The following is a 14,091-nucleotide window of genomic DNA, read 5'->3' on the forward strand; positions in this document are numbered from 1 at the left end:
GACAATGCGGCGCTATCAACGCCCATTGAGCGTCGTTCAATGACAGACGGATCAAGGACGCCTCCTTCACACGAAGATGGGGAGGCTCAAAAGCTCAGGAAAAATCCTGAACGTCAACAGACCCTAGCAAACTCGAACCGCGAGCGTATTTCGGCAGGATAGAGGTCGGACATGGCTCTGGAAAGCGCGCATTCAGGCGCGCAGGTTGGAGGGGTTCGAATTCCAGAGCAAGAAACGGAGCGCTGAAGCGTTTCCTTCCCGCCAATGTCCGAACGGACAGACGCCGCGATGGCGGTCTCCGCGGTCCGCAGGTCGGAGTCGCGCCTGAGGAGGCGAACTGATGGCGCTGCAGAACCGCGTCACTCCCTTCGGCGAGATCGTCTCTGTTCCGGCGCGCGGCTTGCTCACCGGAAATCGCGGCCTGCTGCATGGTCCGGACCGCGAATTGACCCGCAGCCGCTGGACGACGCAGGCTTGGCTCGTCTGTCGTTGCGACTGGAAGGGAATTCGCCGCGAGGTGATGACCGGCCGGAAATGGACGGAGTTGTTCTTTCTCGATGAAGCGACGGCGCTGGCGGCGGGGCATCGCCCCTGCTTCCTCTGCCGCAGGGTGGAGGCGGAGCGTTTCCGCGCGGCTTTTCCCGGAGCGCTCCGGGCGTCCGAGATGGACGCGGTCCTGCATGGCGAAAGGTTGCGCGGACGGGAGAAGCGCCTGTATCCGCTCCCTGAAGATCCGCCTCAGGGAGCGATGGCGGCGGCGGGCGGCGTCGCCTGGCTTTGGGCCGGGCGCTGGCTGCTTTGGTCGCCCGAAGGTTATCGCCGCGCCGATTCTCCCGATCCATCGGCCTTCGACGGCCTGCTGACCCCGCCCTCGACGTTCGCCGCCCTGAGCGCAGGCTATGCGCCTATGCTCCATCCTTCAGCCCTGACGGAAACCCGATATGACGATTGATCTCTTCGGCGGCGAGGAGCCGCGTCAGACGGCCCGCGTCGCCATGGCCGAAGGCGCCTTCCTGCTGCGCGGCTTCGCTCTGGATCAGGACGACGCCTTGCTGGCCGACATCCGCGCTATCGCCGAAGCCTCGCCCTTCCGCAACATGGTCACCCCGGGCGGCTTCGTGATGTCGGTCGCCATGACGAATTGCGGCCAAGCGGGTTGGGTGACCGATCGCTCCGGCTATCGCTACGACGCCGTAGATCCTGAGACCGGCGAAGCTTGGCCGCCCATGCCCGAGAGCTTCAGAGCTTTGGCTCTGGCCGCAGCGGTCGAGGCCGGATATCCCGCTTTTCGCCCCGACGCCTGTCTGATCAACCGCTATGAGCCCGGCGCCCGGCTCTCGTTGCATCAGGATAAGAACGAGCGGGATTTCTCCCATCCCATCGTCTCGGTTTCTTTGGGATTGCCTGCGGTCTTTCAGTTCGGAGGGCTGAAGCGGGCGGATGCGGTCGCGAAATACGCTCTGCGGCATGGGGATGCGGCCGTCTGGGGCGGGGCTTCGCGGCTCGCCTATCACGGCGTGCCGATGCTCAAGGAGGGCGAACACCCCAAGCTGGGCCGGATGCGGCTGAATCTGACCTTCAGAGGCGCTTTGTGAGGCGAAGAACAAGGAGGAGCGACATGAAAAAACTGATCTGGATCGCCGGATGCCTGGCGTTGAGCTCGCCTTCGGTCTGGGCGCAGCAGGCGGAGCCTCCGGCTCAGCTCAGAACTGGGAAAGAGCGGCTGGGCGCGAAATGGACGGACGAGCAAAGGGTCGACGACTGCAAGGTTCCGCCCGACAAACGCAGCCGACCGCGCCCGACGACTTGTCCGAACGCGCCCAACAGCTAGGCGGTCACAGGATTTCGCGGATGGCGAAGCGCTCGCCTTCGCCCGCGTCCAGCGAAAAACCGACCGGCAATCCGGGGCGCATCTCCAGCAGATAATCCCCGGCGCAGAAGACCGCCTCGGGCGTCGACTGCATCTCATAGACTTCGACCCCCTCCACCACGCCCAGCAGGATGTCGCGGGCGCCGAGCCGGAATTCGCCCTTCTTCAGACAGAGCGGCGTGCGCGCGTCGCAGCATCCGCCCGTCACATGCAGGAGGATCGGGCCATGCTCGGCCTTCATGCGCTCCAGAGCGCGCCGCGCCTCGGAGGTGGCGATGATGGGGCGCGTATGGTCGATGATCGCGTTCATATGAGGGCTCCTCACGGCGGTTCAGGGGAAGGCCGGATCAGGTCGCGGCGCATCTCAGGATAGGCCGATCCCCGACTTTCGCGGCCCCTCCTTAAAGGCGCCCCTTCAGGCGGATTCCAAAGCAAGGAACGGAGTGTCGGGACCGATCCGCCGTGAAAGCCTGCGGCCGCAATCCACCGACCGGAGATCGAATCATGACCGACATCGCCAGCCGCCGCGCCGCCTTCCGCAAGATGCATGAAGCCTTCTTCATCCTGCCCAACGCCGTCGACGCAGGCGAAGCGAAGGCGCTGCGCGCCCTCGGCTTCAAGGCGCTCGCCTCGACCAGCCACGGCCTGGCGCTGTCTCTGGGCGAGGACGACCTGACCTCCACGCTTGAAGACACGCTGACCAATCTGCGCGCTCTGGTCGCCGCGACCGATCTGCCGGTGAACGCCGATTTCGAGGCGGGATTCGCCGAGAGCGCCGAAGGCGTGGCCCGCAACGTCGCGCTCGCTGCCGAGACGGGGATCGCCGGCCTCTCCATCGAGGACCGCAAAGGCGGTGCCCTTTACCCTCTGGAGGAGGCCGTCGCCCGCCTGCGCGCGGCGCGCGGCGCTTTGGACGCCGTCGATCCGAACATCGTCCTCGTCGGGCGGACGGAAGGCTTTCTGATCGGAAATTCCGACGTCGCCGCGACCGTGGCCCGTCTCAAGGCCTATGCGGCGGCGGGTGCCGACGTGCTTTACGCCCCCGGCGTCTCGAAGCCCGAGGACGTCCGGGCCATCGTCGAGGCCGCCGCGCCCAAACCCATTAACGTCATCCTCGTCAGCCCGACGATGAAGGCGGCCGATCTGGAGCGCCTCGGCGTGCGCCGCGTCAGCGTGGGCGGCTTCCTCGCGACCGCCGCCCGGGGAGCCTTCGACGCCGCCGCCAAGTCTCTGGCCGAGACGGGCGCTCTGCCGCCCGCCAGCTTCGCCTGATCCGCAAAGCATTCGGCTGGAATCCTCCGGCCGGATGGTCTCATTCGAAAGGAGGCGCTCCTATGACGCCTGAAGAATTTCACGCCGCGCGGCGTCACGTCGAAACGCCCTCGGGCCGCATCGCCTTCGTCGAGAAGGGCGAGGGCCCTGCGGCGATCTTCCTGCATGGCGTGCTGGTCAACGGCTGGCTTTGGCGCCAGCAGCTGGACGGCCTCTCCGACCTCCGGCGCTGCCTCGCCGTCGACTTGATGGGCCATGGCTGGACCGAAGCGGCGCCCGGCGCTGATCTGACCTTCGACGGTCAAGCCCGGATGCTGGTCGAGCTGATGGACGCGCTCGGGCTTGATCAGGCCGATTTCGTGGCGAACGACAGCGGAACGGGTCTGGCGCAGGTCTTCGCCGCGAAGCATCCCGACCGGCTGCGCAGCCTCACGCTGACCAACGGCGACGTGCATGACAATTGGCCGCCGGAGGGCTTCAAGGGCTTCCTCGACATGGTGGCGGCGGGCGGCTTGCCGGAGGCGCTGCGCCGGATGCTGGCGGATAAGGATTTCTACCGCGGCCCCGAGGCCATGGCCGGCGCCTATGAGCGTCCGGAGCAGGTGACGGATGAAACCATCGAGATCTACATCGCGCCTCATCTGACCAGCGCGGCCCGCACGCAACGGCTCGCGGATTTCATTCTGGGTTTCGACAACGCCCAAACCACCCGGATCGAGCCGCTCCTGCGTAAGGTGAAGGCGCCCACGCTGATCGTCTGGGGCACGGACGATCCTTTCTTTTCGGTCGACGCGGCTTATTGGCTGCAGGAGGCTTTGGCGGGCCCGGCGCAGGTTCATGAGTTCCCCGGCGGGCGGATGTTCCACCCGGAGGAGCGGGCTCCAGTCCTCGACGTCCTCATTCGCGCCCATTGGGCGCGGAGCTGACCCCTCAGCCGGACTCCTTTCGAATTTAAAAGCAAGGAGCGGAGTGCGGTCGGAGGGCGGCGGACTTATCTCTGTCCGCAAGACAGATCAGGATAAGAGAATCGCCATGATCGAGATGTCAACCGAACAGGATCCGCGCTGGCGCAGCGTCCTGGCGCGCGATGCGGAGGCCGACGGCGGCTTCGTCTACGCGGTGAAGACCACGGGCGTCTATTGCCGCCCTTCCTGCCCGTCGCGCCGGGCGAAGGCCGCCAACGTCGCCTTTTACGATACGCCCGCTCAGGCCGAGGCCGCAGGCTTCCGCCCCTGCCTGAGGTGCAATCCGAAAGGCCCCTCTGCGGCCGAGGCCAATGCGGCGCTGGTAGCCGAAGCCTGCCGGATCATCGAGGCCTCCGACGAGACGCTGAAGCTCGACGGCCTCGCCGGACGCATCGGCATGAGCCCCTTTCACTTTCACCGCCAGTTCAAGGCCATCACCGGAGTGACCCCGAAGCAATGGGTCGCGGCCCATCGCGCGCGCAAGATCCGGGCGGAGTTGGCGGACCCATCCGCCAATCTGGCCGGAGCGATCTACGGCGCGGGCTTCAACTCGAACAGCCGCTTTTATGAGACCTCGAACGAGGTGCTGGGCATGACGCCGACCGCCTTCCGAAACGGCGGAGATCGCGCCGAGATCCGTTTCGCCCTCGGAGAAAGCTCTCTGGGCGCGATCCTGGTCGCGCGCAGCGAGAAGGGGATCTGCGCCATCGCCTTGGGCGAAGATCCCGAGGCCCTGATCCGCGACCTGCAGGATCGTTTCCCGAAAGCCGAGTTGATCGGCGCGGACGCCGAATTCGAGGCCCTCGTGGCCCGCGTGGTGGGCTTCGTCGAAGCGCCGCGGATCGGGCTGGATCTGCCGCTCGACATTCGCGGCACCGCCTTTCAGGAGCGCGTCTGGCAGGCGCTGCGGCGGATTCCGGCGGGGGAGACCCTCTCCTACGCCGAAGTGGCCCGCCGGATCGGCGAACCCAAAGCCGTGCGCGCCGTGGCTCAGGCCTGCGCAGCGAACAGGATCGCGGTGGCGATCCCCTGTCACCGCGTCGTCCGCAACGACGGCGCGCTCTCCGGCTATCGCTGGGGCGTCGAGCGCAAGCGCGCCCTGCTCGACAAGGAGGCTCGGGCATGAGCGCCGTGGAGGAGTTCATGCCCGCGCCGACCTCCGTCGAAGCGGCGGAGCGGCGGCTCGCCGCCTGCGACTGGCGCGCCTTCGCTAAGGAGATGGACGGCTACGGCTGCGCGGTGCTGCCGGGCCTTCTGACGCCGGAGGAATGCGCGGATTTGGCCTCGGCCTATCCGCATCCGGAGCATTTCCGCAGCCATGTCCTGATGGCGCGCCATGGCTTCGGCAAAGGCGAATATCGCTATTATAAATATCCTCTGCCGGATCTGATCGGGGGATTGCGGACGGCGCTTTATCCGCATCTGGCCGAGATCGCGAATGGCTGGAACGAGCGGATGGGTCAGCCCATCCGCTATCCTGAGGCGCATGAGGATTTTCTGGGTCATTGCCATGCGGTCGGTCAGACGCGCCCGACGCCTTTGCTGCTCCAATATGTCCCCGGCGACTTCAATTGCCTGCATCAGGATCTTTACGGCGATCTCGCCTTTCCGATTCAAGTCGCTTTCCTGCTCTCCGAGCCAGAAAGGGACTTCACCGGCGGCGAATTCGTTCTGACCGAGCAGCGCCCCCGGATGCAGAGCCGCGCCGAGGTCGTGCCTTTGCGTCAGGGCGACGCCGTGGCCTTCGCGGTCCATAATCGCCCTGTCCGCGGCTCGAAGGGCGATTATCGCGTCAATCTGCGCCATGGCGTCAGCCGTCTACGCTCAGGGCGCAGACATACCCTCGGGATCATCTTCCATGACGCCAAATGACTTGACCCTCAGCCGCCTCCCCTCGCCGCTCGGAGATCTTCTTCTGGTCTCCGATGCGGAAGGCCGCCTCTGGGCCAGCGAATACGCCGATCTTGAAGAGCGCCTGCATCGTCTGTTGGCGCGCAGGATCGGCGCGCATGCGCTGAAGCCCGGCGCGGCGCCCGCCTTGGCCGCTCAGGCGCTGGAGGCCTATTTTTCCGGCGAGGTCGAGGCGCTCGGAGCCATTCCCATCCGGCTCAATGGGACCGGATTTCAGAATAAGGCTTGGGCCGCTCTGCGGGAGATTCCCGCAGGGCGTCCGGTCTCCTACGCCGAGCAGGCCGCGCGGCTCGGCGACGCCAAGGCCGCCCGCGCGGTGGGAGGGGCCAATCGTCAGAATCCTTATAATCTGGTCGCGCCCTGTCATCGGGTCGTTGGATATTCCGGCGCCCTGACCGGCTATGCGGGCGGATTGGAGCGCAAGACATGGCTTCTCGAACATGAAGGCGAACATGCCTGCTCCCGCCTCATCTGAAGCCGCCTCCGCTCCGGAGCGGCTGGCCCTGCCGGGATTGATCCTCGGCGGGGCTTTGATCGGCTGTTCGCCGATCTTCGTGCGGCTCTCGGAGGTCGGTTCGGTCTCGACCGCCTTCTGGCGGCTGGCTCTGGCGCTGATCCCGCTTCTGCTGATGGCGGGACGGGGAGAGGCCAAGGGCGCGGCGCGTCCCGCGACTTGGCGAGACCGATTGTTCATCTCTCTTCCGGGCGTGATCCTCGGGGCGGAGTTGGTCGCCTGGCACATCTCCTTGCAGATGACTTCGGTGGCGAATTCGACGCTGCTGGTCAATATGGCGCCGGTCTTCGTCGCGCTGATCTCTTGGGCCTTTCTGGGCAAGCCGCCCGGACGGCTGTTCCTGCTGGCGCTCGCGGTGACGATCTTCGGGGTGGTCGTGCTGAAGGGAGGCCCGGCCGCTCTAGGCGAGGGGGATCTCGCAGGCGACGCCGTCGCGATCTTCGCGGCTCTGCTCTACGCCGGATATATCCTGATGCTGAGCCGCGCGCGCGAAAGATTCTCCGCGCCGACGATCATGCTCCACAGCACTGCGGCGGCGGCGCTCGCCGTGGCGCCCTTCGCGCTCCTGACGGAGCCCGCCTTCGCGCCGGTCACGCTGATGGGCTGGGCGACGCTTTGCGCTTTATCCTGGATCAGCCAAGCGAGCGGACAAAGTCTGATCGCTTGGGCCTTGGCCTTCCTGCCCGCGAGTTTTTCCTCGCTGACGCTTCTCTTTCAGCCGGTGGTCGCCGCTCTGCTCGCCTGGGCGCTGCTGGACGAAGCCCTGACGCCTCTGCAGGCCATCGGCGGTTTGATCGTGCTGGCGGGAATCTGGATCGCGCGCAAGGCGCAAAAGACATGACCGGGCCGCGCTCTCACCACCCCGGATACAGCACGACGAGCTTGAGCCAATCCTCGAAGCTTCCCGCCTCCTCCAGCCCCTGCAAGGCGTCGGAGGCGCTCCAGACGCAGGGGACGCGGCGCAGCCAGCGGCTGTCCTTGCCGCCGCGATAGAGCCAGATCGCCGTCGCGGCCATCATCTGCCGGACGGGCTCCATCGCGCGATACTCCGCCCGCCAGAGCTCCATGCCGAGGGGGCAAACCTGATCCTCGCGATAATTATAGCCCAGGGGGCGGATCTGGTGGTGATGCTGGCCGGGGCCGTCGTCTCCGAACAGGCTCCCGAGCCGATAGGCGTCGAGGATCCGGCGCAAGTGGGCGTCGAAGGGGCGCGGATGATGCTGGAAGGGGCCTTTGATCGCCAATCCGCCGCTGACGGCCCATTCCTCGGCCTCTTCGTCGGACATCAGGACGCGTCGCGTGACGAAGGCGGCCAGTCTCTGGCCGCCCGCCGATTGAAAGAATTCGGGCGACATGTCAGGTCAACCGAAAAGGGAGGGCGGCGCGCTCGCGCTCCAACAGAGCCTTCTTGCGCCGCACGCCCCAGCGATAGCCCGAGATCGAGCCGTCCTTCTTCACCACCCGATGGCAGGGAATGAGGATCGCGATCCCGTTCGCGGCGATGGCCGCCGTCACGTCGCGGGCGTCGCGGGTTCCAAGCTTGGCGGCGAGCGCCCCATAGGAGGTGGTTTCGCCTCTCGGGACCTCCCGCAGCATCCGCCAGACGCCGAGCTCATAGGCGGAGCCGCGCGGATCGAGCGGAATCTCCGCCGCAGCCGCAGGATCCTCCGCGAGGGCCGATAGGCGCCGCACGAGATCGGCGAGCTTCTCGGGATCTTCGGTCAATTCGGCGTCAGGCGCCCGGTCCCGCAAGGCTTGCAGCCCGCGCGCCGGGTCATCCGCGAATTCAAAGGCGACAAGCCCTCTGGCCGAAGCGGCGACGACGAAGGCGCCAAGCGAGCTGCGGCCCCAGCTATATTTGATGTGTTCCGTCATGGCTTCACGCCTCGCTGCATCGTTTTGCTGGGCTGAAGGCTAGGGCGTCTTTCCCCATGAAGCGATCCGTTCCTTGCTTTCAAAATCATCCCGCCTGTCAGGCGGCCTTGCGAGGAACAGATTCGTCAGATCGGGGCCAGAGCCTTGATCGGCGATGCCGACTCGAGTTCAGTGCGGCCTATGTGGATCATTTGACGCTGATCTCTGTTGGCCATGTGATGATCCGGACTGCGTCGCGGCTTTGAACGCGGCCGCGAGTTTGACGACCGCCGCTTCAAGTTCGGCTGGGGCGTAGGCCGCAAACCCCATCAGGAACCCTGCTTCGCCATCATTTGCGGCGTGCAGCGCGGACAGGCCAAGAATGTCGACGCCGACTCGTCGGCCTGCATCGACGGCCTCCTGTTCGGAGATCGAACCTGTCAGAAGGCAAGGCAACTGCAGGCCGCCGGAGGGAACTTGCGGCTCGATGAATTCGGACAAGTGTTGACGGATCAGTTGTGTGAGCAGCGCGAGTCTTTCGGCGTATACGCCACGCATAGTCCGAACATATGCGCCGAAATGCCCGCCTTCCATGAACCGCGCCAATGTCAGCTGTGCGATCGAGGCTGTGTGGCCGTCGAGCAATGTGCGCGCCGCCGTCATTGGCCTGACCAGTTGCGGCGGCAAAATCGCATAGCCGATCCGCAGACCGGGAAACAGGGATTTGGTGAAGGTGCCGATGTAGATCGTGCGGTCGTTCCGATCAAGGCCTTGGACGCAGGCCATAGGCTTTCCCACATAATGGAACTCGCTGTCATAGTCGTCTTCGATGATCCATGTCTGGTTTTGGGCGGCCCATTCGATCAGCGCCAGGCGGCGATCCAGCGCGAGCGTCGCGCCGGTCGGAAACTGATGGGAAGGCGTCAAAAAGACAGCCTTGGCGCGCTCAGGCGAGGTCAGAATAAAGTCTGTGAGGATGCCCTGCGCATCGACGCGGACAGGCGAACACTCCGCCCCTGCGGCCTCGAACGCCTTGCGCGCGCCATAATATGCGGGGTCTTCAATAAAAATCTGATCTGACGGGTCCAGAAGGACGGTCGCGCAGAGCGTCATCGCCTGTTGTGCGCTGGTCAGCACGAGCACCCTGTCGGCGGTCGCGCGCGCGCCACGTTCAAGATTCACATAATCGGCGATTGCGCATCGGAGCGGTTCCGCCCCTTGGGGATCGCCGTGGAGCAGGGCCTGCGCGCCGGTCTCTTTCAAGATTTGCCGCTCCAGCCGCGCCCACAGGGCGAGAGGGAAGTGGCGGGTGTCAGGCACGCCATGAGCGAAAGGGCGCGGGAGCAGCATCTCGCGCACCCCTCCGCTGCGCAATATGGCGTTCCCGCGTCTGCTCAATCCTGATGTCGAGGCATCGACCAACGCACGCGTCTTGCGTTGGCGGTCCGGCGCAAATTCGCGCATTTCTGCGACGAAGCTCCCGCTGCCGATCCGGCGCTCGATGAAGCCCTCGGCATGGAGTTGTCTATAGGCCGCCTCGATGGTGTCGCGGGAGACCTCAAGGGATTTCGCAAGGGCCCGCGACGCCGGCAGAGGCTTGCCCGGCCCAAGGGCGCCATCGAGGATCAGTTGCCGGATCGCGCGCTGGATCCGGGCGTGCAGCGGCATGGCCGCATGGGCGGGATGGGAGATCCAGACGTGGACGGATTTCAGCTGTGAGTGCTTGAACAATTGGTATGGCTAAATTTTTCAAATTGGCGGGGCGCTTCAGGCCAATAATATTCTAGAGGTTCCGGCGCGTAAACAAATGACTGTCTGAAGCCTCAGGAGGCCGTACTCGCCATGTCGCGCAGCCCGACCCGTTCCTTCCTCCAGATGAAAGATCTGCTCCATCCCTTGGTGGCCGGTTTGATCGCCGTGATCGTCAGCTATGGCGGAACTTTCATTCTTGTCTTTCAGGCCGCCAGAGTCGCCGGGCTGAGCGCGGAGCTGACCGCGTCCTGGGTTTGGTCGGTCTCCATCGGCGTCGGGCTGACAGGGTTGCTGCTCAGCTGGCGTTTCCGCGAGCCGATCATCACCGCCTGGTCGACCCCCGCCGCAGCCTTTTTGGTTACGGCGATGGCGGCGACGCCCTATCAGGAGGTGATCGGCGCCTATGTCGTCTCCGCAGTCGCCTTCATCATTCTTGGCGTCTCTGGTTATTTTGAGAAAATCATCCAGCTGATCCCATCGGCGATCGCCTCGGCGCTCTTGGCCGGGATCTTACTTCAATTCGGGATCGGGGCGTTCAGCAGCGCAAATGCCGATCCGCTGCTCGTCGGCCTGTTGATTATGGCTTATGTGATCCTGAAACGCGTCTCAGCGCGCTATGCGGTGGTCGGCATTCTGGTCATAGGCCTTGTGTTCCTGCTGATCCAGGGCCGTCTGGATCTATCGGGTCTGCGCCTCGAATTGGCCAAGCCGATCTTCACGATGCCTGAATTCAGCCTGAATGCGCTGCTGAGCATCGCATTGCCGCTGTTTCTGATCACCTTGACCGGGCAGTATACGCCGGGAATGCTGGTGCTCAGAAACGATGGTTTCAAGACGAGCGCCAATCCCATTGTGGCGACGACGGGACTGGGTTCGCTGCTGATGGCGCCCTTCGGGGCGCATCCCTTCAACATCGCAGCCATCACCGCCGCCATTGCGACGGGCCGAGAAGCCCATGAGGACCCGTCGAAACGCTGGATCGCCGGGGTGGTTTCGGGCGCCCTCTACATTCTGGTCGGCGTGTTCGGGGTGACGCTCGCCGCTGTTTTTATGGCTTTTCCCGGAAGCTTCATTACTGCGCTCGCGGGTCTTGCGCTCCTTGGAACGATTGGCGGAAGCCTTTCGGCCGCGATGGCTGACCCCGCCACGCGAGAAGCGGCTCTGATCACCTTTCTCGCTTCGGCTGCGAACATCACGATGCTCGGCGTCGGCGGGGCCTTTTGGGGATTGGTGATCGGCCTGATCGCTTATGTCGCTCTGAACGGCAGGTCGCCGCGCAAGTCGCAGGTCGACGCCGCCGGTCGGTCGGCGCGCTGACGCAGCGCCATGCTAGGGCCGGGGTCGTCGTCTGGCGCCCCGGCGTTCCCCCCATCGCAAATACGCTCCGCTGGAGCGTTCAGGACCGGATTCCGTCATGCAATTCTCGTCGCGATCCCCGCAGCTCCGGCTCTGGGACCTCATTCATCCTGTCGTGGCGGGGCTGGTCTCGGTCATCGTCAATTACGGCGGCACCTTCGTTCTGGTCTTTCAGGCGGCGAGGGTCGCTGGGCTCAGCCCCGAATTGACCGCTTCCTGGGTCTGGTCGGTGTCCATCGGCGTCGGCCTGACAGGGATGCTGCTCAGCTGGCGCTATCGCGCGCCGATCATCACCGCCTGGTCGACCCCGGCGGCGGCCTTCCTTGTCGCTGCGCTGCCCGCGACGCCCTATCCTGAGGCGGTGGGAGCCTATATCCTCTCGGCCTTTGCGTTTGTTCTGCTGGGCCTGTCGGGTTGTTTTGATCGGGTGATCCGGCTGGTCCCGCCCGGAATCGCGTCTGGTTTGCTGGCGGGCATCCTGCTGCAATTTGGCGTCGGGGCTTTTAGCGGCATGAGCGTCGATCCGTTTCTGGTTGGCCTGCTGATCATAGCTTATGTGGTGTTCAAGCGCATCGCCGCCCGCTATGCGGTGGTAGGCATTCTGTTGATCGGCCTGACTTTTCTGTTGTTGCAGGATCAGGTTGACCTTTCCGGCCTGCGCTTCAAGTTGGCCGCGCCGATGTTCACTATGCCGACGTTCACCCTGAGCGCTACGCTCAGCGTTGCGCTGCCCTTGTTTCTGATAACGCTGACAGGGCAATATATGCCGGGCATGCTGGTGCTCAGAAACGACGGATTCGAGATCAGCGCGAACCCAATCGTGACCGTGACCGGACTCGGTTCGCTGATCATGGCGCCGTTCGGTTCGCACGCATTCAATCTCGCCGCGATCACCGCCGCAATCGCCACTGGCCGCGAGTCGCATGAAGATCCGACTAAGCGCTGGGTCGCCGGGATCGCGGCAGGTGTTTTTTATGTGCTGGTGGGGGTGTTCGGCGTGACGCTGGCGGCCGTGTTCATGGCCTTGCCGGCCAGCTTCATCACCACGCTGGCGGGGTTGGCGCTGCTTGGCGCCATCGGCGGCAGCCTTGCTGGCGCGATGGCCGACCCGGCCTCGCGCGAGGCGGCCCTGATCACCTTCCTCGCTTCGTCGGCCAATATCACAATGCTCGGGATTGGCGGGGCCTTCTGGGGATTGGTGATTGGTTTGTCCGCCCATGTGATTTTGCATGGGCGCGCGCCCGGACGTCAGACAGGCGGGCGGTGAACCCAGCGCGGTTTCTCAAAAGCGCGAGGGGGTCAGGCCAGCACGTTTCCCCGCTCGCGTGGGACGCGCCACAGATACCACGAGGCTACAGTGCGATGCGGAGCCCAGGCTTCGCCGATCTTGCGCAGCGCTCTGGGTTTGGGCTGTTCGGGTAGGCCCTTCAGGGCGCGGTAGCCTTCACGGACGCCAAAATCGTCCACAGGAAGCACATCCGGGCGCTCCAGCGTGTACATAAGCAACATCTCGACCGTCCAGCGACCGATTCCCTTGATGGTCGAGATGGCGGCGATCAGATCCTCATCATCCATCCGAACGGCGATGTCGCGGGTCGGGACAAGCCCGGTTTTCGTCCCCTCGGCGATGGCCTTGATCGTCGCGATCTTGACGCCGGAGAATCCGCAGGCGCGCAGATCGTCGAATTCAGCGGCGATGACTTCATCCGCCGTAGGGAAGGGGCTGCCGGGGTGGAGCGCTTTCAGCCGGGCGATGATGGCGTCGCCCGCCTTCGCCGTCAGCTGCTGATAGGCGATGGCCCGGATCAGCGCCTCATAGGGTTCTCGCGCCGCCTTGGGGTCGTGCGTGCAGGGCCCGATCAGACCGATCGCGCGATCCCAATCCGCATCGAGATCGCGCAGGAAGCTCACGGATTCGGTATAGCGGTCAGAGAGGGGCATGGCGGCCTTGGGCATGTGTGAACGACGGATTTTGCGGCTCTCTCGCACAGGCGGATCGGGTTCGCACTCCATTTATTGCTCTGTAGTTTTGGGCACAGGGATGGGGAGGCTGGGCGTTGGGAGAGCGATATGGACGCCTCCGGAAACTAGCGTGCTTTATCTGGATATGATGCCACGATCTGAGCGTCGAGGAGGGCGAGGGGGGTCTGGTCAGATCGGGTTTTGGGGTTTCAATCGTCGTCTTGCAGAGCTCTCGGCTGAGAGAGTTCCCTCTTTATGCTGGTCCTGCAATTGCTGCACGGGTTGGGCGTGTGACCATTTTGGCGGCGTGTGACCACATTGGTGCAACGGGTAGTTTTTGCTTCAAGGCTTTGAAATGCGGCGATTTAATTTGGTGGAATTTTTTTATAAATTCCCGCATTGAGAGAGTTATTGGATCTGTCTCGAGAATGCAGAATGCGGATTACTGGGTTTTGAAAGTCAAGGGATAACAGGGCTCAAAAGGGGGCGCTCTCTTGAAGGCGGGCGTCTTTCTGCGCTTCAAGGCTCTTGAATTTCAGGAGAGGAGGCGTGGTCTTCGAGATGGCGAGCTTTTGTTATCTTTCGTCCGATGAGCGTCGGTGTCTGGCGGGTTGGCGTCTTGATGGGATCAGCGT

16 protein-coding genes are annotated in these 14,091 nt (G+C 64.3%); 11 read left to right on the plus strand and 5 right to left on the minus strand.

Going from position 1 to position 14,091, the window contains the following annotated elements; all coding sequences use genetic code 11:
- The first annotated feature begins 340 nt into the window (after positions 1-340).
- Genes PHN62_RS16880 through PHN62_RS16890 form a run of 3 tightly spaced genes read left to right on the plus strand, consistent with a single transcriptional unit; the run spans position 341 to position 1,831 of the window.
- On the plus strand, positions 341-952 hold the full coding sequence (locus tag PHN62_RS16880; protein ID WP_300152555.1) for a hypothetical protein: 612 nt from the start codon (positions 341-343) through the stop codon (positions 950-952).
- Positions 942-1,595, plus strand: a complete 654-nt coding sequence (gene alkB / locus PHN62_RS16885; RefSeq protein ID WP_300152557.1) for a DNA oxidative demethylase AlkB — start codon at positions 942-944, stop codon at positions 1,593-1,595. Before PHN62_RS16880 ends, alkB begins: the two co-directional genes overlap by 11 nt.
- Before the next feature lie 23 nt (positions 1,596-1,618).
- Positions 1,619-1,831 carry a hypothetical protein gene (locus PHN62_RS16890; protein ID WP_300152559.1) on the plus strand — a complete coding sequence of 71 codons (213 nt, stop codon included), beginning with the start codon at positions 1,619-1,621 and terminating at the stop codon, positions 1,829-1,831.
- Positions 1,832-1,835: 4 nt separating this feature from the next.
- On the opposite strand, the gene PHN62_RS16895 is transcribed toward PHN62_RS16890, so the two are convergent.
- On the minus strand, positions 1,836-2,180 hold the full coding sequence (locus PHN62_RS16895; RefSeq protein ID WP_300152561.1) for a DUF779 domain-containing protein: 345 nt from the start codon (positions 2,178-2,180) through the stop codon (positions 1,836-1,838).
- A 194-nt stretch (positions 2,181-2,374) separates the two neighbouring features.
- On the opposite strand from PHN62_RS16895, the gene PHN62_RS16900 reads away from it, so the two are divergent.
- The 6 genes from PHN62_RS16900 to PHN62_RS16925 all read left to right on the plus strand — a co-directional run bounded on the left by PHN62_RS16900 (position 2,375) and on the right by PHN62_RS16925 (position 7,373).
- Positions 2,375-3,142, plus strand: coding sequence for an oxaloacetate decarboxylase (locus tag PHN62_RS16900; RefSeq protein WP_300152563.1), 768 nt, complete (start codon positions 2,375-2,377; stop codon positions 3,140-3,142).
- Positions 3,143-3,204: 62 nt separating this feature from the next.
- On the plus strand, positions 3,205-4,068 hold the full coding sequence (locus PHN62_RS16905) for an alpha/beta fold hydrolase (RefSeq protein ID WP_300152564.1): 864 nt from the start codon (positions 3,205-3,207) through the stop codon (positions 4,066-4,068).
- 106 nt (positions 4,069-4,174) lie between these two features.
- Complete coding sequence (ada, locus tag PHN62_RS16910; RefSeq protein ID WP_300152566.1) at positions 4,175-5,233, plus strand: bifunctional DNA-binding transcriptional regulator/O6-methylguanine-DNA methyltransferase Ada; 1,059 nt, start codon at positions 4,175-4,177, stop codon at positions 5,231-5,233.
- Positions 5,230-5,979, plus strand: a complete 750-nt coding sequence (locus tag PHN62_RS16915) for a 2OG-Fe(II) oxygenase (RefSeq protein ID WP_300152568.1) — start codon at positions 5,230-5,232, stop codon at positions 5,977-5,979. The genes ada and PHN62_RS16915 overlap by 4 nt, the downstream gene beginning before the upstream one ends.
- On the plus strand, positions 5,966-6,493 hold the full coding sequence (locus PHN62_RS16920) for a methylated-DNA--[protein]-cysteine S-methyltransferase (RefSeq protein WP_300152569.1): 528 nt from the start codon (positions 5,966-5,968) through the stop codon (positions 6,491-6,493). Before PHN62_RS16915 ends, PHN62_RS16920 begins: the two co-directional genes overlap by 14 nt.
- The gene (locus PHN62_RS16925; protein ID WP_300152571.1) at positions 6,471-7,373 is read left to right on the plus strand and encodes a DMT family transporter; all 903 of its coding nucleotides are present in this window, start codon (positions 6,471-6,473) and stop codon (positions 7,371-7,373) included. The genes PHN62_RS16920 and PHN62_RS16925 overlap by 23 nt, the downstream gene beginning before the upstream one ends.
- A 13-nt stretch (positions 7,374-7,386) precedes the next feature.
- Here the strand turns inward: PHN62_RS16925 and PHN62_RS16930 are convergent, their stop codons facing one another.
- The 3 genes from PHN62_RS16930 to PHN62_RS16940 form a co-directional block, all read right to left on the minus strand.
- Positions 7,387-7,887, minus strand: coding sequence for a hypothetical protein (locus PHN62_RS16930; protein WP_300152573.1), 501 nt, complete (start codon positions 7,885-7,887; stop codon positions 7,387-7,389).
- Position 7,888: 1 nt separating this feature from the next.
- Positions 7,889-8,407, minus strand: a complete 519-nt coding sequence (locus PHN62_RS16935; RefSeq protein ID WP_300152575.1) for a methylated-DNA--[protein]-cysteine S-methyltransferase — start codon at positions 8,405-8,407, stop codon at positions 7,889-7,891.
- Between the two features lie 168 nt (positions 8,408-8,575).
- Positions 8,576-10,117, minus strand: a complete 1,542-nt coding sequence (locus PHN62_RS16940) for a PLP-dependent aminotransferase family protein (protein WP_300152577.1) — start codon at positions 10,115-10,117, stop codon at positions 8,576-8,578.
- 111 nt (positions 10,118-10,228) lie between these two features.
- On the opposite strand from PHN62_RS16940, the gene PHN62_RS16945 reads away from it, so the two are divergent.
- Positions 10,229-11,455, plus strand: a complete 1,227-nt coding sequence (locus PHN62_RS16945; RefSeq protein ID WP_300152579.1) for a benzoate/H(+) symporter BenE family transporter — start codon at positions 10,229-10,231, stop codon at positions 11,453-11,455.
- Between the two features lie 97 nt (positions 11,456-11,552).
- Positions 11,553-12,761 carry a benzoate/H(+) symporter BenE family transporter gene (locus PHN62_RS16950; RefSeq protein WP_300152581.1) on the plus strand — a complete coding sequence of 403 codons (1,209 nt, stop codon included), beginning with the start codon at positions 11,553-11,555 and terminating at the stop codon, positions 12,759-12,761.
- 32 nt (positions 12,762-12,793) lie between these two features.
- On the opposite strand, the gene PHN62_RS16955 is transcribed toward PHN62_RS16950, so the two are convergent.
- On the minus strand, positions 12,794-13,507 hold the full coding sequence (locus PHN62_RS16955) for a DNA-3-methyladenine glycosylase (RefSeq protein WP_300152583.1): 714 nt from the start codon (positions 13,505-13,507) through the stop codon (positions 12,794-12,796).
- Positions 13,508-14,091 lie beyond the last annotated feature (584 nt).

This window comes from Neomegalonema sp. (assembly GCF_028688855.1).
Classification (GTDB): domain Bacteria; phylum Pseudomonadota; class Alphaproteobacteria; order Rhodobacterales; family Rhodobacteraceae; genus Neomegalonema.

Excerpts from the sequence above, each read along its gene's own strand:
- PHN62_RS16950 (WP_300152581.1), top strand. The coding sequence starts at position 11,553 with ATGCAATTCTCGTCGCGATCCCCGCAGCTCCGGCTCTGGGACCTCATT.
- PHN62_RS16900 (WP_300152563.1), top strand. The coding sequence starts at position 2,375 with ATGACCGACATCGCCAGCCGCCGCGCCGCCTTCCGCAAGATGCATGAA.
- PHN62_RS16920 (WP_300152569.1), top strand. The coding sequence starts at position 5,966 with ATGACGCCAAATGACTTGACCCTCAGCCGCCTCCCCTCGCCGCTCGGA.
- ada (WP_300152566.1), top strand. The coding sequence starts at position 4,175 with ATGATCGAGATGTCAACCGAACAGGATCCGCGCTGGCGCAGCGTCCTG.
- PHN62_RS16955 (WP_300152583.1), bottom strand. The coding sequence starts at position 13,507 with ATGGAGTGCGAACCCGATCCGCCTGTGCGAGAGAGCCGCAAAATCCGT.
- PHN62_RS16945 (WP_300152579.1), top strand. The coding sequence starts at position 10,229 with ATGTCGCGCAGCCCGACCCGTTCCTTCCTCCAGATGAAAGATCTGCTC.
- PHN62_RS16880 (WP_300152555.1), top strand. The coding sequence starts at position 341 with ATGGCGCTGCAGAACCGCGTCACTCCCTTCGGCGAGATCGTCTCTGTT.
- PHN62_RS16935 (WP_300152575.1), bottom strand. The coding sequence starts at position 8,407 with ATGACGGAACACATCAAATATAGCTGGGGCCGCAGCTCGCTTGGCGCC.
- PHN62_RS16925 (WP_300152571.1), top strand. The coding sequence starts at position 6,471 with ATGCCTGCTCCCGCCTCATCTGAAGCCGCCTCCGCTCCGGAGCGGCTG.
- alkB (WP_300152557.1), top strand. The coding sequence starts at position 942 with ATGACGATTGATCTCTTCGGCGGCGAGGAGCCGCGTCAGACGGCCCGC.
- PHN62_RS16915 (WP_300152568.1), top strand. The coding sequence starts at position 5,230 with ATGAGCGCCGTGGAGGAGTTCATGCCCGCGCCGACCTCCGTCGAAGCG.
- PHN62_RS16905 (WP_300152564.1), top strand. The coding sequence starts at position 3,205 with ATGACGCCTGAAGAATTTCACGCCGCGCGGCGTCACGTCGAAACGCCC.
- PHN62_RS16890 (WP_300152559.1), top strand. The coding sequence starts at position 1,619 with ATGAAAAAACTGATCTGGATCGCCGGATGCCTGGCGTTGAGCTCGCCT.
- PHN62_RS16930 (WP_300152573.1), bottom strand. The coding sequence starts at position 7,887 with ATGTCGCCCGAATTCTTTCAATCGGCGGGCGGCCAGAGACTGGCCGCC.
- PHN62_RS16895 (WP_300152561.1), bottom strand. The coding sequence starts at position 2,180 with ATGAACGCGATCATCGACCATACGCGCCCCATCATCGCCACCTCCGAG.